Annotated in this window: 18 protein-coding genes; 2 read left to right on the top strand and 16 right to left on the bottom strand. The window is 35.9% G+C overall.

Translation table 11 applies throughout. The features are described 5' to 3' along the window. The 15 genes from BS85_RS10695 to BS85_RS0109565 form a co-directional block, all read right to left on the bottom strand. The coding region (locus tag BS85_RS10695; RefSeq protein ID WP_034551603.1) for an LbetaH domain-containing protein at positions 1-1,175 on the bottom strand (1,175 nt) is incomplete at its 3' end. After that, on the bottom strand, positions 1,168-2,004 hold the full coding sequence (locus BS85_RS0109500) for a TIGR00282 family metallophosphoesterase (RefSeq protein WP_026944578.1): 837 nt from the start codon (positions 2,002-2,004) through the stop codon (positions 1,168-1,170). The genes BS85_RS10695 and BS85_RS0109500, both read right to left, overlap by 8 nt. Before the next feature lie 16 nt (positions 2,005-2,020). Then, positions 2,021-5,080, bottom strand: coding sequence for a transcription-repair coupling factor (mfd, locus tag BS85_RS0109505; protein ID WP_084310286.1), 3,060 nt, complete (start codon positions 5,078-5,080; stop codon positions 2,021-2,023). Continuing rightward, entirely contained in the window at positions 5,061-5,525 is a 465-nt protein-coding gene (locus BS85_RS0109510; RefSeq protein WP_026944580.1) for a bactofilin family protein, read from the bottom strand. The genes mfd and BS85_RS0109510 overlap by 20 nt, the downstream gene beginning before the upstream one ends. Next, the gene (locus tag BS85_RS0109515) at positions 5,444-6,379 is read right to left on the bottom strand and encodes a M23 family metallopeptidase (protein WP_026944581.1); all 936 of its coding nucleotides are present in this window, start codon (positions 6,377-6,379) and stop codon (positions 5,444-5,446) included. Before BS85_RS0109515 ends, BS85_RS0109510 begins: the two co-directional genes overlap by 82 nt. Beyond that, complete coding sequence (locus BS85_RS0109520) at positions 6,376-7,629, bottom strand: Mur ligase family protein (protein WP_245596334.1); 1,254 nt, start codon at positions 7,627-7,629, stop codon at positions 6,376-6,378. The genes BS85_RS0109515 and BS85_RS0109520 overlap by 4 nt, the downstream gene beginning before the upstream one ends. After that, positions 7,619-8,839, bottom strand: a complete 1,221-nt coding sequence (locus tag BS85_RS0109525; protein WP_026944583.1) for a diguanylate cyclase — start codon at positions 8,837-8,839, stop codon at positions 7,619-7,621. The genes BS85_RS0109520 and BS85_RS0109525 overlap by 11 nt, the downstream gene beginning before the upstream one ends. After that, the gene (lptE, locus tag BS85_RS0109530) at positions 8,839-9,345 is read right to left on the bottom strand and encodes an LPS assembly lipoprotein LptE (RefSeq protein ID WP_026944584.1); all 507 of its coding nucleotides are present in this window, start codon (positions 9,343-9,345) and stop codon (positions 8,839-8,841) included. The genes BS85_RS0109525 and lptE overlap by 1 nt, the downstream gene beginning before the upstream one ends. A gap of 2 nt (positions 9,346-9,347) precedes the next feature. After that, complete coding sequence (gene leuS, locus BS85_RS0109535) at positions 9,348-11,816, bottom strand: leucine--tRNA ligase (RefSeq protein ID WP_026944585.1); 2,469 nt, start codon at positions 11,814-11,816, stop codon at positions 9,348-9,350. Positions 11,817-11,824: 8 nt separating this feature from the next. Further along, a complete protein-coding gene (locus BS85_RS0109540) occupies positions 11,825-12,166 on the bottom strand; it encodes a DUF6394 family protein (protein ID WP_026944586.1) in 342 nt (113 codons plus the stop codon). Further along, positions 12,166-13,137 carry a protein translocase subunit SecF gene (gene secF, locus BS85_RS0109545; RefSeq protein WP_026944587.1) on the bottom strand — a complete coding sequence of 324 codons (972 nt, stop codon included), beginning with the start codon at positions 13,135-13,137 and terminating at the stop codon, positions 12,166-12,168. The genes BS85_RS0109540 and secF overlap by 1 nt, the downstream gene beginning before the upstream one ends. Positions 13,138-13,146: 9 nt before the next feature. Continuing rightward, positions 13,147-14,724, bottom strand: coding sequence for a protein translocase subunit SecD (secD, locus tag BS85_RS0109550; protein WP_026944588.1), 1,578 nt, complete (start codon positions 14,722-14,724; stop codon positions 13,147-13,149). 9 nt (positions 14,725-14,733) lie between these two features. Further along, positions 14,734-15,006 carry a preprotein translocase subunit YajC gene (gene yajC, locus BS85_RS0109555; protein ID WP_026944589.1) on the bottom strand — a complete coding sequence of 91 codons (273 nt, stop codon included), beginning with the start codon at positions 15,004-15,006 and terminating at the stop codon, positions 14,734-14,736. A 138-nt stretch (positions 15,007-15,144) separates the two neighbouring features. Beyond that, positions 15,145-16,476, bottom strand: coding sequence for a Na+/H+ antiporter NhaA (gene nhaA / locus BS85_RS0109560; RefSeq protein WP_026944590.1), 1,332 nt, complete (start codon positions 16,474-16,476; stop codon positions 15,145-15,147). Positions 16,477-16,484: 8 nt separating this feature from the next. Next, the gene (locus BS85_RS0109565; protein WP_026944591.1) at positions 16,485-19,295 is read right to left on the bottom strand and encodes a RecB-like helicase; all 2,811 of its coding nucleotides are present in this window, start codon (positions 19,293-19,295) and stop codon (positions 16,485-16,487) included. 118 nt (positions 19,296-19,413) lie between these two features. Between BS85_RS0109565 and BS85_RS0109570 the strand changes: the two genes are divergently transcribed. Both BS85_RS0109570 and BS85_RS0109575 read left to right on the top strand, forming a co-directional pair. Beyond that, positions 19,414-20,298 (top strand): DnaJ family protein, encoded by an 885-nt coding sequence (locus BS85_RS0109570; RefSeq protein WP_026944592.1) that lies wholly within the window; start codon positions 19,414-19,416, stop codon positions 20,296-20,298. A 9-nt stretch (positions 20,299-20,307) separates the two neighbouring features. Next, positions 20,308-20,676: a heat shock protein transcriptional repressor HspR gene (locus tag BS85_RS0109575; protein WP_026944593.1), complete on the top strand. Its 369-nt coding sequence runs from the start codon at positions 20,308-20,310 to the stop codon at positions 20,674-20,676. On the opposite strand, the gene BS85_RS0109580 is transcribed toward BS85_RS0109575, so the two are convergent. Continuing rightward, positions 20,673-21,290, bottom strand: coding sequence for a thiamine phosphate synthase (locus tag BS85_RS0109580; RefSeq protein ID WP_026944594.1), 618 nt, complete (start codon positions 21,288-21,290; stop codon positions 20,673-20,675). The two genes, BS85_RS0109575 and BS85_RS0109580, sit on opposite strands and share 4 nt — an antisense overlap. Positions 21,291-21,355 lie beyond the last annotated feature (65 nt).

Raw genomic sequence — 21,355 nt, forward strand, 5'->3', positions numbered from 1 at the left:
TTATAATCTGGATAAGATTCTAAAGGAGGAAGTTTGAGGTGAGGATTGTTTTTGATATTTGTTTGGTATTGTTTTTGTTTGTTTTTGTGTTTTAGAATTGTAAGTAGAATCTTAAAAGGAAGTTTAGAGATTCCAAAAAGAGATTTAGAATCTTGGATAAGGATTTGTCCTAGTTGGTAGTTAAGATGATTTTGGATTCTTGTTGTTGCTGTGCCAAAGAGGATAGATTCAAGATGAGTGATGCGTTCTTGGAGAGGATTTGGAGCTGGAGCTACTTGAGGAGTTAGCTTTGGAGATTTTATAATCTCAAAGTTTAATTTTTCAAATTGTTTTGTCATTGAGGGTAAAGGAATCTCAAAGGGACAATTTTCAAAATAAGCAAAACGATTCTTGTTTGTATTGCAATACAAATAATCATAGACAAACTCTAATTTCTCTTGTGCGCTTTGTAAGGATTCTAACTTTGCTTCTATGGCATAAGGAGAGAGGAAAGAATCTTGGTTGTAGGAGAAAGAAAATTTCTCCTCACGCATTATTTCATAGCGCATTGTCGTTGCTTTATCCCAACTATGCACACACTCACCACTCCAAAAGATTCTCTCTTTCACTTGTTTGCAAGGATTCCCCGCATTAATGGTGTTAGAATTGTATTTCTTTCCTACCACTAAGCTTTTAGCACCTATTATGCTTCCACTTGCCACAAAGCCACCTTTGACAAATCCTGCTTCCTGCCCTATCCAAATATGGTCGCCTAAATAAATGCTTTTACTAGGATTAATGCGTTTAAAGGAATCTCTATCGTAAATCAAATGCGGGTCAGCCGTCCTAAACCAAAGAGAATACGAAATTAAGCAATGATTGCCTACAACAATATTTTTACGCTCTGTTGCAGCAAAGCTCCTCCTTGAAGAGGGGTTAAAGTAATTATTATTTCCAATGAAACATACGCTCTCGTGTTGCACATCAATAGAATCCGCAGTCATTGTAGAATCACCAATAAACACCAAACCATTATTGCCACCAAAATTAATATTCGTTTTCTTTAAGCAACTTCCTTTACTCAAAAACAAAATGTTTCCGCTTCCCTTAAATTCAACCTTGGAATTTTGCAAGATATTCTCTAAAGGCTTGAAATGGTAAATGATATTCTTTCTTTCATCTATGGTTTTAAACATTTTTATCCCTTTCCTTGTCTGCGTTCAATGTTTTTTTTAACTCCCCATTATCCACCGCCTTAAGTTTGAATGCCTCTACACATTTTCCTTGGGTAATCTCGCACACAATCATTTGAAAAATACTCGGGATTCCATTCCCTTCAGGCACATTTAAGCGATTGGGCAAGCCGGTTAAAAACCGCTCAATAGGTTCTTTCACTTCCATTCCAATCACGCTTTCCCTTGCACCACACATTCCTATATCACTCACACCAAATGTCCCGCTAAAAATCTCCAAATCATCTGTGCCAATATGTGTATGTGTGCCAAAAATCGCGCTAATTTGTCCTTTTAACATCATAAACATTGCGCGTTTTTCGCTTGTTGCTTCCGCGTGAAAATCCAAAACAATATTAACAATCCCTTCTTGTTGCAGAGATTCCACAACATTTTTAGCGCAAATAAAAGCATTATCGCATTGTGGCATACCAAAATGTCCCATTAAATTTAGAATAACAAAAGGTTCTCCTCGAATCTCTCCCCGATAGATTCCGCTTCCTATGACACCTTGTGGGTAATTATGAGGACGCAAAACATTTGAATTTTCAAATGCCAAAAAAGGTAGGATATCCTTTTTATCCCAACTATGATTCCCACCCGTAAAAACATCTACGCCTAGTTCTTGTAACTCCTGCATACAAGACACACTCAAACCAAATCCGTGACTTGCATTCTCTCCATTTGCTATGACAACATCTAAGGTGTAATTTTTTCTTGCTTGTTGCAAATAACGCGCTACTTGTCTCCTACCAATCTTGCCTACAATATCCCCAATCATTCCAATACGCATTCAACTTTCCCCTAATCTATTCACTCTTGTTTTCTAGTTTTTGTCTCTTTAATTTCTCTAAATGCACAAACACAGCTTTCAATACATCGTCCTCGTCTTTGCTTGTTGCCTTAATTGTTAATTTTTCACCCTCTAAATTAACAAAGGAGATGTTTTGTTGGTAATTCAAAATACTTGCGATTCCACAATTTCTCGCAATAATCTTAATACGAATCAACTCTAAAAATTGCCTCGTATAAAGATCTAATCTCCCGAATCTTTCTTCAATTTCCCCCTCAATCAAAAAGACTGCATTCTCCTCCTCACACCTAGAAAGTCTCCGATAAATCTCCAAACGCAACCGCTCGGATTCTATGAGTTCTGGATTCAAAAATGCCGTAACACTAAGCTTCACATCAACATTATTGCGCTTTTGTTGCACATCTCCACTCAAAGCAAAAATTGCTTCCTCAAGCATTCTTAAATACAAAGAATAACCAATGTTTTTAATATGTCCGCTCTGTGCCTCACCCACTAAATTCCCTCCACCACGAATCTCCAAATCGTGATAAGCCAACGCTCCTCCACTTCCTAAAAAGGAATTTTTCTCCAATGCCAAAAGACGTTTTCTGGCGTCCTCTGTAATCGCATTAAAATCTTCTATCAAAAGATAGCAAAATCCTTCCTTATTGCCTCTACCTACACGCCCACGCAACTGATGCAAATCCGCGATTCCAAAACAATCCGCATTGCCTACTAAAATTGTATTAGTATTAGGCAGATGGATTCCTGATTCTACAATACTTGTGCAAAGCAAAAGATGATAATCTCCTTTAGCAAAGTCTAGCACAATATCTTCTGCTTCCAATGAAGGGATTTGTGAATGCAAAATCGCAATTTTTAATTGTGGCAATAGATTTAAAATTTCCTCTTTTTTTTGCCTAATTGAAGCAATGTTGTTATGGATATAAAAAACCTGCCCACCCCTACGAATTTCACGCAATATGGCTTCTTTTAGCAAGGTTTCATCGTAAGTCTTTACAAAAGTGCGTGTGGCTTGTCTCTCACTAGGAGGAATTTTTAATTCGCTTAAACCTTTTATGTGAGAGAGTGCCATATTTAATGTTCTTGGAATCGGAGTTGCCGACATAGAAAGCAGATGAATATTTTGACTTAAATCTTTGATCTTCTCCTTTTGTTTCACACCAAATTTATGTTCCTCATCTACAATTATTAAAGCTAGATTTTTAAACTCTGCATTCAAGAGTGCGTGAGTGCCGACTACCGCATTCAGGCTACCATCTTTGAGGCGAGAGAGAATGATTTTTTTTTCTTTTGCGCTTACATAGCGGTCTAATCGCGCCAATTTCAATCCAAAAGGCTCAAAACGTTCTTTTAGGGTGTTAAAGTGTTGATAAGTAAGCAAGGTTGTTGGCGCAATCATTGCAGTTTGATACCCGCTCAAAAAAGCCACAAACATTGCATTCATCGCCACTTCTGTTTTGCCAAATCCTACATCTCCGCTTAATAACCTATCCATTACTCTCCCGGAGCTTAAATCTTTAAAAATCTCTGTAATTGCGTGTTGTTGGTCTTCTGTATAATGGAATCCACTTTGATTTTGAAAAATCAAAATTTCCTCTTTTGTTGTATCAAAAACTGCACCATCTAATAATTCGCGTTTTGCCGCTAACGCAATGATTGCATTTGCAATAACAAACAGCTTCTCTTTGACTTTTTCTTTTAATTTTGCAAAAGAGCCTTTGCCTAAGCGATCCAACAATGGAATCCCACCACTATCAGCAATGTAGCGGTCAATTCTATCAAGATTTTCAACAGGAAGCAGCAACTTATCCTCGCCAAGATAACGCAGTTCAATAAAATCGCGTATCGCACCAAAAATATTTGTCTGCACAATTCCATTAAAGATTGCGATTCCATAATCACAATGCACCACATAATCCCCCACATTTAACTCATCTAAAAATATTTTAGTTTTAATGCGCTTTTTTCGCTTTGCAGAGGAATTAAGCGATAAAATCACCTCCTCTTTACCTAAGATATTTAACGAAACATCAGTATCCAAAACAAAGGTAAATCGTGTATCACTCAAAGAAATAGCTGCTTGTCGCACTTGCGATTCTGTCTTTGCAATAATTGTGATTTGTTTATTTTTATGAAACTCTAAAAAGTTGTTTAAAGTATTAAAATTAAATTCAAAATCTTGATACTCTTCACTTTTGTTTATTTCTGTTCCCTTTAAGATTCTTTGCAAACTTTGCTCATCTTGTTCTTTAAACCCTAAAATCTCTTTTGCCAATTCCTTAACATCTGGTAATAATACAAAAGGATAAGTCTGCAAAAAATCCTGTGCAGCATTGATTTCATTTAAATACCAAAACCCAAAACTTACCAAACTATTATTTTTAGAAATTTCATCTAACAATGTTGTTTGATTTTCTGAAATAATTTTATGTAAAATGGCATAGGTTTGTGCGTTTAAATTTAAAAAAGCAGGTGGAATCGTAAGTGTATCTAAATCCTCTTTAGAGCAAAGCTGACTTTGAATATCAAATGCGCGGATACTCTCTACCTCATCACCAAAAAGCGTGATACGATGGGGTTGCAATCCAAATATATCAACAATATCCCCTCTTATGGAGACTTCTCCACCTAACTCTACTAAATCTACAAACTCATATCCCAAATAAAATAAAGTTTCTTTGAAATCTTGCAGTTTTAAAGTGGAACCAATTTGTAAAGAAATACCCCGCAAAGATTCTTCGTTTGGCAGAGAATGAAGCAGAGTAGAAAGGGGGCTAAAAAGAATTTTCTTGCCCTTACAAGCATAAAATTCTCTAAGTGTGGCAAAAATTTCGCTTAACTCCTCTTGATAACTGCGCAAATCTTCGCCAAAAACCGCACGAAAATCTGGCAATACAAATGTATCAAACCCAAAGAATCGAGCAACATCACAAGCTTTTAATGCACCTTGATTATCTTCGCTTACAATAACTAAACCATTATCAAAACGAAGATTAAAATCTGTTTTGTATTTCTTTAAATAGGCATAAAGACTACTTTGATTCACCGCCATCCTCTGATTTCTTTAAACCAAATGGAGCAATCTTTGTTTTATCCAAACTCATCTTACTTGCCTTGTCAAATCCGTTAGTGTATTCATTGTTTTTATACACAACACTTTGACCAACAAACTCACCTGTTTTTTCAATAATCAATTCTTTTGCGGTAATGCTACCATCAATTCTGCCCTGCGGTAGAATCTCTACAATATTGCATTCACAATCACCCATTAACTTTCCGCTAACAACCAAATGTTCAGAATTAATCCTTCCATTTACACTACCATTTTTGCCAATCGCCACATTTGTTTTTGCAACAATATTGCCCTCTAGACTTCCATCAATATGCAAATTGCATTCGCTGACGACATCACCTTTTATTTTTGTCCCTTGTGCGATAATACTTGTGTTTCCTGAATTTCCGCTAAGTTGTTTATCATTGTTAGCAAAGATTGCCATTTTATATTTTTCTCCTTTTCAAAAATTTTAGTGTAATCCCGCATTGTCCATTCTATAAACGGGCGAGGATTAAGGTCTCTACCCAAGTAACGAATCTCATAGTGTAAATGAGGTCCTGTACTCCTGCCACTATTGCCAGAATATGCAATGAGTTGCCCACGTCTTACAAAATCTCCTTTATTCACAACAATTTTACTCAAATGAGCATAAAATGTCTTGAATCCAAAAGAATGTTCTAATTTTACCATAATTCCATAGCCACCATTATAACCATTATTTGTAAAATCTGCTACACCATCTGCTGGTGCATAAATAGGCGTTCCAGTTGGCACACCAAAATCCATACCATTATGAAGCTGTGTACGTTGCAATATAGGATTCACGCGCGTTCCCCATTCAGAAGTTATACGATAGCTTCCGCGCATTGGCACACCATTTGGGATCAACTGCATTACAAATGCCTTTTGCGCCCCTGTGATTCTTGCCAAATCCACACGCTCAATCAAACTTAAATCCTGCGGAGCATCAATCGTCTGGTCGCTCATTCCCACAATTCCCTCTAAATCCTCAATTCTATCAGAAACTTTTACTAATTCTTCTGTTTTTTCATTGATTAAAGCTTGTAATAATTCGTTTTTCTCATTAATTTTTAAATATTCTTGCTGCATTAAATCGCGTTTTGTTTCAATTTGTTTCACTTCTTTCAAAAGTAATTTAATGGAGATAAAACTAAACAAAAATATTACAACAATAAGCAAAATAACATATAACACAATTTGCTTCATATATTGGTGAATATTGTATTGTTTAGATCCATTCACATCTGTAATGGTAACTACAAAGCGATTTTTCACGCCTCTCCCCCTATCAATCTAATTTTATTTTCCGAAAAACATTTCAAAAACCTTGCAACAACACTAAACGAACCACAAACCAAATAATTTTCTTGTGGATTAATCCCCTCAAAATCTTTAAATTCTATCTCTAAATCCTGCAAAATTTGCTCCAATTTTGTTTTTTCTATAATACGCTCGTTAATAACTTTTAGTATTTCTACTCGCTTAATGATTGGCTTTAATACCGATAAAACCGCAGAAGGTCTCTTATCAAAAAAGGAATTATAGATTAAAACACATTTATTTTGACTAAAACCATTCTTTTTAAAATGTTCCACAAGAGCTTGTGCGGCATTGACATTGTGTGCAACATCTAAATAAAGATTTGGAGCTAACTTTTGCATACGCCCCTGCAAATCCAATGGAGGCAGAGATTCCAACAAGGAATCCAGCGCAATTTCCTTAGGTTTTTGCTCCAAAATCTCTCTTAAAGCCAATAAACCATTGTAAGCTAAAGTTAAATTCTTAGCCTGATAAGTTGGATAATCCTTAGTCTTTACAAATTGCTCAATTTGTGTGGGGATTCCATCTAAAATCTTCAATTGTGCATTTTTTTCTTTAGCAATTCTCTTTGCAATTTCTTTTACTATATTTTTATCCTCATTGACTTCGCTTTGGAATCCCAAAATTGCTCTTTTAGACATCGCATTGAGTTTTGTTGTCGCTATCTTTTCTAAAGTATCCCCCAAAAACTCTTGATGGTCTAAGCCAATGCTAGTAAAAAGCGATAAATCTGCTTTCACACAAGTTGTAGTAGAATCAAACTCTCCTCCAAGCCCAGCTTCAAGAACTAAAACCTCACAATCACTAAATACACTCAATGCCAAAAAGGTTAAAACCTCAAAATAACTTGCTTGTTCCAATCCAGATTCCGCCACAGAATCCAAAGCCAAAAAAGCTTCATTCAAAGTCTCTCTTGAAAGATTTGCTCCATTTTTCCAAAAACGTTCACCAAGACAGAGTAAATGAGGGGAACTAAAATGCCCAACATTCACACCAAGCTTATACAACATTAAGCTCAAGAATCTCCCTGTGCTACCTTTCCCATTTGTGCCAATGATTTGAATCACTCTCTGCGTAGCAGAATGTGGAATCTTTAATTGTTTTAATATTCTAGGAGCACGCAAGGGGTCAAAAGGAGCATATTCCTGCCCTTTTTCGTCCAAAAATCTTTCTAATTGTGTTTCATTGTGCATATTAAGATTCATAATCAATAATTCCTTTGGAGTCTTTATGCTTTGCAAATTCTTCTAAACTCACTTTTAACATATTTTCTAAACTTTCCGACTCTATTCTGTGAGAGACTTGTGCGCTTAGAGAAATATTAATGCGCGTTTGCTGGAACATAAAAACACTTTGGCTAACGATAGAATCCAAATTGTGAATAAATTGTATTGCTTCTTCTTTTTCGCGTTCTAGCAGACAAGCTAAAAACTCTTCTTCTCCATAATACGCAATCAAATCACTCTCATTACTATATTGTTTTAACAATCTTCCTAGAGTTGCTAAGACTTTCTTTGCAGCTTCAAACCCAAAATGCTCTTTAATCTTATCGTAGGCTGCGATTCCAAAGATGATTACCGAATAATTTTTTTGATTTTCTTTAAACTGCGATTCCGCAAACCCTAATACTTCTTGCATACCTTGCTGACTTACAAGCGTTGTCATTGCATCAATGGGCAAAGCAAAGATTTGATTATATTTTAAAGGCGCAACTTTGGGCTTAGGAGGATTCTGCGTGGGTTTAGGTGTATCAGCTTGTGGCGATTCTCCTATATCCTGTGCTATTTTATTAAATTGCTCTTTTAAAATATTTTCTAACTTTAGCAAAAGTTTAATCTTTATGTCTTTGTTTGTTTTGGTTTTTAATACTTTGGTGGCTTCTTGTTGCCACTGACAAAAAGAAGAACTTGAGATCTTAAAGCCTGTTAAAATCTCTAAGCCTTTTGTTAAATCTACAAAGTCTAATTCCGCAATTCCCTTAATCTGTTCCGCCCAACGCTCACGCCATATCTGCATTGATTGGGCGTTGAGTTTATCAATCTCCAATAATTGCCCCTTAGCAAGTGTGCTAATTTCTTTTGTTGGGTGGGTCGCAAGAAAGCGCAAAAGAATTTTTAAAATCTCTAATTGAGTCTGAAAATTTCTTTTATAGAAAAAAAGTCGGTTAATGGACTGCACCAAAGTAGCAATCAATTCATTTTTGTTTTTAAACTTACGATTAAACAAGCTCTCTCTTATTTCTTTATCTAGCATTTCAAGGATTTTTTCTACACTAAAATCCATTTCACCTACATTTTTGCCTAGTTTCTTGGCTTGAGCATAAAAAGCTTCTGCATAGAACTCTGGCGTTGGCTCTTTGCCCTCCTTTAGCAACTCTTTTAATGCTTCTCTAGCAATAATTTGAGTATTCTGCATTATTGCACATCAATTCCCACCTGCGAAATAAAACCATCAATAGCTTGTAAAACGGCTTTATTAATCGCTTCAAGGCGGACAGAATCTGTAATAATGGAAGTGTCGTTGAGAGCAAAATTATGATAACCTCTTTTAGAGAATATACGCGTTTTTTGCGTTGAAGTATTTGTATATTTAAATTCCACATCTACAATACAACGATAAAAAGTTGCAAATCCCGTGCGATTCTCTGCAAGAGAGCTAAAGCTTATATTTTGCAGTTGCACTTCAATTGCAGAAGTTGCTTCTTCTTTGCTAGAAACATTTGTATGCAAACGTTCAAAAATCGCCTTTGAGACTTCGTCTTTTAAGACAACACTATTTTGCGGGTCGCGTAAGTTGATTTTAACTTCCACAAATACCTTATCCCCAACTGCCTCCTTGGCTTTATGCGCAATGGGCTGATAACCACACGCATTTAACCAAAACAAAAGCACAACAAAACAAGTGTATCTTAAAATTTTCATTCTTATTTCACCACAAAATTAATTAGCTTATGAGGCACAATAATTTCTTTTATAATTGTTTTGCCCTCTATCCATTTAGCAATTTCTGTTTTGGCAGCCTTTAAAATGGCTTCTTCTTGACTATTGAGTTCTACTTTAATCTCTCCACGCCGTTTGCCATTAATCGTAATTGCCATTATAATAGAATCCTCCTTAAGTGCTTCCTCATCTAGTGGAATATCTTTAAAGTTTTCTAAATTAAAATATTCTTGACTTAATTCCCAACAAATATGAGGGATAATAGGTTCTAAAATATTCAAAAGTATGAAATACCCCTCACTCCAAACTTCCGTGGAATCCTGCTCGCTTAAAGCATTCAACGCCTCCATACACGCCGCAATCAAGGTATTAAAAGAATAACCATTTTCGTGGCAAAAGGTTTCTTGGTATTTCTTCAATGCTTCATAGACTTTTTTGCGCGCATATTTTTCTTTTTCGCTTAAATTTTGCAATGGAATCTTAGGCAAACTTTGACTTTTTTGTATCTTTTCAGTCTTTGCACAAAGCCTTTTAATAAAACGATAAGAACCCTCCACTGCAGAATCGTTCCATTCTAACTCACGCACAGGCGGAGCAGCAAAAAGAATAAACAAACGCGCTGTATCTGCACCATATTGCGCAATAATCTCTTCAGGATCTACCACATTTCCTTTAGATTTACTCATTTTTGCGCCATCTTTTGTAACCATACCTTGTGTAAGAAGGTGGGAAAATGGCTCACTAGAATCCGTATAACCTAAAGAGTTCAAAACTTTCGTAAAAAACCGCGCATAAAGCAAGTGCAAAATTGCGTGTTCAATCCCGCCAACATATTCATCTACATTCATCCAATAGCGTTCATCTGCATTGCTGAATATTTTATCTTGACGCAACTCACTTGGAGTGGTGTAACGCAAAAAATACCAGCTAGATTCCACAAAAGTATCTAGTGTATCGGTTTCCCTCATAGCATTTTTGCCACATTTTGGACAAGCACAATGCTTCCAATAAGGGTGCTTATCTAGCGGATTCCCCTCTCCGTCAATCACGACATCTTCAGGCAATGCCACGGGTAGATTCTCTAAAGATTCTGGCACAATTCCACATTTTTCACAATGAATCAATGGAATCGGAGTCCCCCAATATCTCTGCCTTGAAACACCCCAATCCCGCAACTTGAAATTCACTACGGCTTTACCTAATTGATTCTTTTCAAAATATTCAATAATCTTTGCCTTTGCTTCCTCATTATCTAAGCCATTATACTCCTTAGAGTTAATCAAAATACCATTCTCTCCATAAAAACCTGCTTCTTGCGATGAATCCTCACAATCCTTTGGGATAATCACAGGAATAATGGGCAAATGATATTTTTGTGCAAAATCATAATCCCTCTCATCGTGTGCTGGAACACTCATAACCGCCCCACTTCCATAACCAATCAAAACGAAATTTGCTACCCACAATGGAATCTTTGCCTTGTTAAGCGGGTGGATTACAGAAATGCCAAGAGGCACTCCCTCTTTTTCTTGTTGTGCGCGTTCTTTCTCGCTTGTGTTTTGCATTGTAATAATTTGTTCTCTTTGCTCTTTTGAAATTCCATAAGATTCTGCATTTTCCAAAATCGCCTTTACAAGCGGATGTTCTGGAGCTAACGCACAATAACTTACCCCAAAAATTGTATCAGGACGCGTGGTAAAAACTTCTATGGATTCTATAATGCCTTGCTTAGATTCTATTTTGTTTTCCAACGCAAAGGCAAAACTCAAACCTTGTGATTTTCCAATCCAATTTCTTTGCATTGTCAATACTTGATTAGGCCATTTTCCCTCTAAAGTATCCAAATCTTCTAACAATTCTTGTGCATAATCTGTGATTTTAATGTAATATTGATACATCTCCTTTTGCACCACAGGTGTATCGCAACGCCAACATTTACCCTCAATCACTTGTTCGTTTGCAAGCACCGTTTGATCTTTTGGACACCAATTCAAAAAGCCTTTTTTACGATAAATCAAACCCTTTTCCCACATTGCAATAAATAAGGATTGTTCCCATTTAGAATAGATAGGATCGCAGGTTGCAAGCTCACGCGTTTTAGAGAATGAAAATCCTAAACTATAAAGCTGACGTTTCATATTTTCAATGTTGGAATATGTCCATTGTTTTGGGTGTGTCTTATGTTTAATTGCAGCATTTTCTGCTGGCATACCAAAGGCGTCCCAACCAATCGGGTGTAAGACATTAAAACCTTCTTTACGGAACTTTCTAGCAATCGCATCACTGATGCAATAATTCCTCACATGTCCCATATGGATATTTCCACTCGGATAGGGAAACATACTTAAAATATATTTTTTAGGCAATGTTTTGTCGGACTTTGGCTCATAAACATTGTTATCTTCCCAAAAATTTTGCCACTTTTTTTCAATGACTTTTGCGTTATATTCCACATTCGCTCCTAATTGTAATCATTATAGCTTTTAATACTCTCAATCGCCACAAACACAATGGATACAACATTTGCAACCACTGCACCAATCGCCAAAGCAACTGCAACATTTGTATCGTTAAATACCTGCATATAAATAAAAGAAGGAATCAAGTGTAAATCCGCTACCAAAGACGCCGCCATTAACTCTGCAGCCATATAACTTCTTACACCCACCTTTAAAATAGTAGAAAGAATATTCACGCCTCCTGCGATAAACAACATCACAAGATTTTGCTCATACAAAAACCCAACCGTAGAAGTTAAACTCATTAAAATAAAAAAAATAAAAAGAACTTTACCCCAATCCATTACACCCTTCCTTTCTCATACATTTCACGCAATTTCTTTTTCTCCAATGCTTTGCGTTCTGCTTCAGCCAATTTTTGATGATAACCTTTTAAATCAAATTTGAACAAAATAACCAATTTGCTCGCTACAAAAATGGAGCTATAACTTCCCACAATAGAACCTACAAGCATTGGCAAACTGAATCCCTTGATGATTTCTCCACCAAAAAGATAAAGCGTAAAAACAGAAAAAAACATTGTAAGTGAAGTAAGGATTGTGCGAGAAAGCGTTGCAGAAAGTGCTTCATTAATAACATTTTCTAATTTGTCTTTTACGCGCAAACCAATCGTTTCACGGATTCTATCAAAAATAATAATGGTATCATTAATAGAATAGCCAATAAGCGTTAAAAGTGCCGCAATCACTTCAAGATTCAAATCAATATCAAACAAAATAACTGCACCCGCAGTAATCACCACATCATGTACCAAGGCTAAAACAGCTGCTAATGCAAAACGCCATTCGTAGCGGTAAGAAACATACAACATAATGCTAATAAGGGCTAAAATGAGAGCCAATGCGCCTTTTTCTTGTAATTCACTTCCTACTTTTGGACCCACAATATCTACACGTCTAATACTTATCTCGCCTGTCCCCTTTAATACCTCTACCACCTCTTCACCAATATTTTGTTCCACATTTGAAGTTGCAGTGGGCAATTTAATTAAAATCTCTTCGGGAGAACCAAACTCACTTACTTGCGCACCTTTATAGGATTCTATTTTTTCCAATTTTGCTCTAATGTCTGCTAGAGGTGCGGGGGCATTGTATTGCAACTGAATCAATGTCCCACCAGCAAAATCTACACCAAGCGTAAAACTCGGCTTAATAAACAAAACCAAAGACACTACAAACAGAATCAAAGAAAGTAGGATTCCATAATTTGACATCTTAACAAAATCGTAAATCCTATTATGCTTAAAAAAATCCATTCTCTTCCCTTATTTGTTTCTTTCTTTGTAACCAAACCATAAGGCATAATTTCCAGACTTAACAATAAAATTCTGTAAAGCCCTAAAAACGCCGTGCGTTCCAATAATTGCAGTGATAATGGAAGCTAAGATTCCAATACTCATCGTAATTGCAAATCCCTTAATTGCACCCGTTCCACACATATAAAGCAAAATAGCGGCAATCAACGAGGTTAGATTGGAATCAAAGATTGCCCTTGAAGCATTCGCATAACCATTTTCCATAGCCTTCGCGAAAGTTTCTCTTGCACGGAATCCCTCCCGAATCCGCTCGTTAATAATCACATTTGCATCCACAGCCATACCAACGGTTAGAATAATTCCAGCCATTCCGGGCAAAGTCAAGGTTGCACCAAAAAGTGCCATTACTGCAACAACCAATAAGATATTAACTACCATAGCAAGATTTGCAATCACACCAGCGATTCCATAATAAAAAATCATAAAGCCAACTACCAACACAGCACCAGTTATCAATGCTATCAAAGAAGCTTGAATGCTATCTGCCCCCAAAGAGGGACCTACGCTTCGTTTTTCTAGCAAAGTAATAGGGGCAGGTAATGCCCCACTTCTAAGCGCAATGGCTATATCGCTTGCTTCTTGCACACTGAATCCACCGCTGATTTGCCCACTTCCTCCACCAATTCTTTCACGAATTACAGGGGCAGAATAAACCTTTCCGTCTAGCACAACCGCCATACGATTGCCGACATTTTTGCCTGAAAAATCACCAAAAATTTTACCACCCTGCGCATTGAGTGTAAAATTAATAATCGGTTGTCCATTTTGATCATAAGCTGCTCTCGCATCTGTTAGCATTGCGCCATCTAAAATAGGAATCGCTTTTAGTAGAATCTTTTGCTCTGGGTTATTGATAAAAGGCAAAATAACATCACCAAAGGATTCTGCCTCCAAATCTGTCATACTAAAAACTCGTGCATTACGCGCTTCATCTACCGCCATCATTTGCAAATGCCCACCTTTGGAAATCAACTCTAAGGCTCTTTGTTCTTCCTCTTGCGTTTTGATTCCCGGCAACTGCACCAAAATCGCATCGTTCCCTTGCTTGGTTACGCTTGGTTCAGACAACCCAAATTGATCCAAACGATTCCGAATATTGCTAATTGCCTGTTCAATCGCAAAATTTTCTATATTCGTCATTTCCTCTTCAGTTAAAGAAAGAGTGTATTGCAAATTATTTTCTACGACTTTTAAACCCGCAATTTCATTCAAATATTTTTCTATCTTGGATTTTTCGTTAGAATCCAACAATTCAAAATGAATATTCTCCTCTTGCACACTTAATCCATCTAGTAAAATCTGCTCATCTAGTGCGTAATAATTGATTTGTGAGGCAAGTGAAGAATAACGCGTCTTGATAGCTTCTTGTGTTTTGACGCCCAAAAGCAAATTCAATCCCCCTTGCAAATCAAGCCCCAAAACGATTTTAGGTCCTTGTGTTTGAAAAAAGGAAGGGATTGAGAGTGCAACTCCAAAAACAATGGCGACAATGAAAAAAAATAATTTTGAATTAAAAGATTTTTTCATCATTTTAGACTATTGTTCAAATTTCTTAGCAACATAATCTTTGGCTAACTTCACGATTGTATCATCGTTTAAGCGCACCATAAAAAATTCCTCTTCGCGTTTTACAATCTCTACAATAAATCCACCACTTGTTACGACTTTATCCCCTTTATCCAAACTCGCAATCATTTCCTTGTGCTTTCTTGCTTGTGTTTGCTGCGGACGAATGATTAAAAGATAGAAAATTGCAATTAAAACAATAAGTGGCAATAATTGCGTAAGTGTATTCCCGATGTTTTCCATAATTAAACCCTTAATAAAAATAAATGCGGATTTTAGCAGAGCTTTACTAATTAAATCTTTAAGCTAGGTTTTGATAAGCGGTAAATTTGTAAATATTATAAAACAAAGAGGAAGCCTTAGCTCCTCTTGTCATTTCATTTAATGGTGGGCTATTTTATCTCTAATAAGAAAGAATATACTACCTAAAATCCCAGCCGTTAGCGAAGCAATCAAAATAGAAATTTTTGCCACATCTGTCGCAATAAGACCATGTGCGCTATTGACATCAAATGCAAGATTGGTAACAAAAATAGACATCGTAAATCCAATTCCACCCAAAGCCCCAGCTCCAAAAATATCTACCCAAGATGCGCCATTAGGACGCGCTGCAATTCCGAGTTTTTCCGCAATAAATGTAAAGGTAAAGATTCCAATAGGCTTCCCAACCACAAGCCCCAAAAGAATCCCCAAGAATACATGGTCAATACTAAAATCAATATTAGAACCAATCGCAACCCCAGCATTTGCGAAAGCGAAAATCGGCATAATAAGATAATTGCTATAAGGAGCAAGTGCGTGTTCTAGGCGCAAAAGCGGATTTTGCACTGCATTTTTTTCTTTACTCAAATGATGTAAGGCTTCCACCTGCTCATTTTGCAACAAGATTCCGTCTTTTTTACTTTCTGCTTCTTGAAAATGGCTTACAATCGTCTTTAATTTTTCCATAAAAGAAAGCGTATCTGTCTTCGGTGCAACAGGAATCGTAAAAGCAAGCATAACCGCGGCAATCGTTGCATGCACACCACAATTATGCACTGCAATCCACAAAAAGACACCCAAAATCATATAAGGAGTGAGAGCCTTGACGCCCATTTTACCAAGTATCACAAGCACCACGATAATTCCTGCTGCAACCGCTAACCATTCAAAAGAAACTCCAGCAGAATAGAATAATGCAATTACGATAATTGCACCCAAGTCATCTGCAACCGCTAAAGAAACCAAAAAGACTTTAACGGAGATAGAAACGCGTTTGCCCAATATTGCTAACACACCCAATGCAAATGCAATATCTGTTGCCATAGGGATTCCAAATCCTGTTACAGATTCCGTGCCTACATTTAAAGAATAATAAATCAATCCCGGTCCAATCATTCCACCAAGTGCGGCAATAATTGGCAAGGCAGCGCGTTTAAAACCTGCAAGTTCTCCAAAAAGCACTTCGCGTTTGATTTCTAATCCAACAACCAAAAAGAAAAATGCCATCAAAACATCGTTAATCCAATGCTCCAAGCTCATTCCGATAAAATGCCCATTCACACTAAAGCCAAATTTTGTTTTCCAAAGTTGCGCATACACTTCACCCAAGGGCGAATTTGCGACAATCATTGCTAAAATCGCACAACATAACAACAAAACACCTGCAAACGATTCGTTTTTTGTAATCTTGCTAAGAACCGCTAAAAAACCTGTTTTATTTTCTGCTTCCATACTTCCCCTTAAACTTCAACTAATCTTCCTTCACCTTGTGTGTAGAAAATATACCCATAAGTTTCCTTATGCAATATTGCATTTACAGATTCCACATATTCACGCACCTGCAATTTATGGGATTCCTTTGGCAAACCACTCTTATAATCCACAACAAATGCTTCTTTCTCTCCTACTACTAAAAGGTCCAAACGCTTTTGTTTTCCACAAGACAAATAAGGAATTTCACATTTTACCTTTCCTTTAGCCAAAATTTCAATTAATTTTTCATTTTTTAGCACAAATTTACATTGCGCAATAATTTTTTCCAAATCTGTGTGCGTTAAATAAAATCCCATTTTATTATCTAAAAGCTCTAAAATCAATGTATCGCAAAGAGAATTTTTAAGTTTTTGCTCCATAACAAAATGCAATGCGATTCCGCGATAAATTGCCTTTAAACTGCTTAAATCATTTTCCTCCTCATTTTTTTTATTCTCTCCAACATACATTTCTTTCTGTCTGCCCAAATTTTCTAAAATGGATTGATGAGGTGTCATTGCGCAAAAAGTTGCTTGGGATTCTAAGTTTTGAGGGTTTTTAAAATTTTGAAGTTGCATTGTAATAGCCTCTTTTAAATCCCCCCTTTCTTGCTCCTCTAATTGTAAGCATTCAAAAGAGCTTTTTTCATTCAAGCAAAAAATATTCATTGTATTTTTGGCGCGAGTCAAAGCGACATAAAGCTGATTTTTTAAATCCTCTCTCTCTAATTCCTCTTCTTTACGCAAGGCATTTTTATACGCATTATCCAAATGATTTCTGATTTTGTTAGAATATTTAAAGATTTGTTTAATTTCTATGCCATTTTCTTGCAATTCAAAAAATATATTATTATGCTGATAATTCCCAGTATTCGCTCTATCCACTACAAGCACATTATCAAATTCCAACCCTTTAGATTTATGAATTGTCATAATACGAATCCCGGAAAAATCACTTGAAATAATATCTAATGCGATTTTTTCTACCTGTGTCAATAATTCTTTGATGCTATAAAATTGCAGACAAGATTCCAAAAATTTCTTTGCGCTTAAACTTGCAATATGGTAATGCCCCATAATTTGCAATAATACTTTTGCAGGTTCTTTTATTTTAGCAATAGAATCTAAAAATTGCTCTAAATTTTTATTTTGCGATTCTGTAATCTCCAACCCTAAAAGCATAAAAAATTCATATTTAAATTGAATATTTCTTGTTTGTATGTATTTTAAAACTTCAATTAAAGCACGCACTTCATTATGGTTGATTAATTTTTCACTTGTATCCATTACAACCTTAATGCCTTTTTCCTGCAAAATTTGCGCTAAATCCACTACCGATTTGTTATCAAACACCAAAATTGCGATTCCTTCCTCTTTTGCTCCCAAACATTTTAAAGAATCCAAGCATTTAAAAACCTCTGAATAGAGATTATCCTTTGAGCATTCTTGCACTCTCACATAGCCTTCTGCATCTATCTTTGGAATCTGTGGAGTAAAGTCTTGAATCCTATCTTTAAAGGCATCATTTACCAATGCAACAATATTTCTAGCACTGCGATAATTTGCCTCTAAAACTTGATATTCCATTCCGGCACTTGCAATCTTAAATAACTCTGGATTCCCTCCACGAAAGCGATAAATAGATTGTTTAATATCGCCAACATAAAAAAAGCTTCTAAGAAAATTTTTCTGCCCCTTTCCCCCTTTGATTTCATCAAGCAATGGCTTTAAAATCTCATATTGCAAAATGCTTGTATCTTGAAATTCATCTATTAAAATATGACTAAGTGAGCTATCTAACCTAAAATATAAAAAATCTTTATTTAAAATGTTTCTAGCCAATAGCGCATAAACCTTTGAAGCTACCGCATTAAAACTTAAACAATTTTCTTGCCGATAGTATCGCTCCTTTGCATTCAAAAAACATTGAAAAATCCAATAAAGCTGTTTTAAATACTCTGCTTCCTCCAATAAAAAAGCTTGAGAAATTGCTCTTTTTAAATCCTCAAAATCCTGCGGATTAAAAGGTATGTTCTTAAACCCTCTATATTCATTGATACTTTCTTTGATTAGCCAAGTTTTACCCTTCTCAAGCAAACTAGCAAAATCCGTAAAATCTAAGCTAGATGGAATCTCTCCTTTTGCATTATAATAGGATTCTTTTAAGCAATTTGCGTATTCCATCGCCCTTTCTTTTGCGTTATTATTCTTGCTTTGTGGTTCCAACTTCTCAAAAAGCAAAGGAGTAACCATCTCCTTAAAAGAATCAAGAAAAATACACAAGCTTAGTATATTGTTTAAAGTTTGTCCTTTGTTGTAGCAAATATCCAAAATACAATTCAAATCATTTCTTTCCAAGTGAGATAAAAAGATTTCTACAATGGAATCCCAATCGTCCTCTTGTAATGCAAAATCATATTCTACGCCCACATACCAACAAAAATTTTTCAAAATTCTCTGAAAAAACGCGTCAATGGTTGTGATTTTCAAATCCTCACGCAAAAATTCATAATAAATTTGACTGATTTTATCTTGCCACTTCTGCCAATCCTGCTCATCTTTGATAGCAATAAACTCAAACTTTTTAATATACTCCCTATTATGTTTATTGTCATAAAGTTCTTTAATGTTTTTTATGATTCGCTCTTCCATTTCTTGGGCGGCTTTTCTAGTAAAAGTAAGCGTTAAGATATTAGAGGGTTTTGCGCCTAAAAACAATAAATTTAAATAACGCATTGTTAATTGATAAGTTTTTCCACTCCCAGCACTTGCGCTCAAACATAAAAGGGGATATTGCATACATTCCTCCAAAAAAAGTAAAATTATAACATTAAAATAAAAGAAATAAAGTTGATTGACATATACTAAAGTTTTATTATATAATAAACTAAAAGTTTATAATTTTTAAGGAATTAAAATGTCAAAAAGTCTTTATGATACACTTGAAGTCAATCAAAATGCAAGTGCGGAGGAGATTAAAAAATCTTATCGCAAACTAGCAAGAAAATACCACCCAGACATCAATAAAGAACCCGGTGCAGAGGAGAAATTCAAAGAAATTAACGCTGCTTATGAAATCTTAAGCGATGCAAACAAGCGCAAACAATACGATCAATTTGGCGATTCTATGTTTGGCGGACAAAATTTCCACGATTTTGCGCGTGGGCAAGGAAATGTTAATTTAGATGATATTTTAAGTCAACTTTTTAGTGGGGGTTTTGGCGGATTTGGTGGTGCAAACTTTGGCAATGCAGGTTTTGGCGGGTTTAGCAGTAATGGATTTGATTTTGGAAGTGCAAGAAATCAACCCAATTTAGACTTAAATGCTCAAATCACAATCCCTTTTACCACCGCGATTTTGGGTGGAAAACATAGCGTAAATGTGCAAAATCATAACTATGATATTAAAATCCCAGCAGGAATCAAAAGCGGAGAGACGATTCGCTTAAAAGGTAAAGGCAAGTCCATAGGAGCGCAAAGTGGAGATTTACTTCTAAAAGTAAATGTAGCACCTCACCCACAATACAGCCAAGAGGGAGACGACTTAACAAAAAAATTTGATTTACCTCTTAAAGCAGCGTTGTTTGGAGGCAAGGTTGAGATAGAAACCCTCTACAAAACAATTACTCTAAAAGTGCCAAAAAACACAAAAAACTCTCAAAGATTCCGCGTAAAAGAGCTAGGTGCAATCAATCGCAAAACAAAAAATTATGGCGATTTATACCTAGAAGCAAACATTGTTTTGCCTGATTGCGATTCTTTGCCAGAGGAGCTAAAAACTGCACTTGAAAAATACTTATAAGGAGTTAAAATGTATAGCTACGATGAACCGGTTTATCTCATTAGCGTTGTTGCTAAAATTCTAGCAATTCACCCGCAAACTCTAAGACAATATGAGCGCGAAGGTTTGGTGGAGCCGGGTAGAACAGATGGCAAAATGCGTCTATATTCCCAACGCGATATTGATAAAATTAAGATGATTTTGCGTTTAACAAGAGATTTGGGAGTGAATCTTGCGGGTGTGGATATTATTTTGCGCCTTAAAGATAGACTTGACGAACAAGACAAAGAAATTGAAGAGTTGCGCCTTAACCTAGAGAAACTCAAAGCCAACCAGCCTAGCAAATCCGTTGTCAAGAAACAAAGCTCTTATGAAATCATTATCTTTGAAAAACCCTAAGCAAATTGCCAATTTTGAATCAGCTTTTGCACATTTTGCTCAATATCTCCTAGCCAAATACTACGCACACAAGCAACCATTTGTGCGTGTTTTAAAAGTTTAATATTCTCATCATTGATACCACCGATAGCGCAAGTGGGCATTGCATTAAAGGATTCAAAAAGCTTTATGTCAATCCTTTGGGCTTGTGGTTTGGTAGAGGAGGGAAAACAAGCTCCAAAAGCAACATAATCCGCTTTAGCTTCCTTTGCAGCTTGGGCTAACTTTAAATCCCCATAGCAAGAAACACCCAAGATTCCACGATAGCAAGAACGGATTTGACATAATTCCTCTAAACTATAGGGCATATCATTTTCTTTTTTACCAATATGCAGAGCCTGCACATTGAGTTGAATCGCAAGTTCTACTCTATCGTTCAACACAAAAATCACATTAGACTCTTGACAAATCTGCCCTAATTGATGACAAAGTGTTGCAATCTCCTCATCACTACTTTCTTTGTCGCGTAATTGAAACAATGCGATTCCACCTTTGATTGCAGCTTGTAATGATTGTTCCAATTTATCCTTTGGTGTTAAAGTTGTATCGCTTATAGCATAAATTCCTCTTAACATTATTTAAATCCTAATTAAAAATATTTTAAAATTCTATAAATTAAAGTATTAAAGAAAGTTTGAAA

It is taken from the genome of Helicobacter rodentium ATCC 700285 (assembly GCF_000687535.1).
Classification (GTDB): domain Bacteria; phylum Campylobacterota; class Campylobacteria; order Campylobacterales; family Helicobacteraceae; genus Helicobacter_D; species Helicobacter_D rodentium.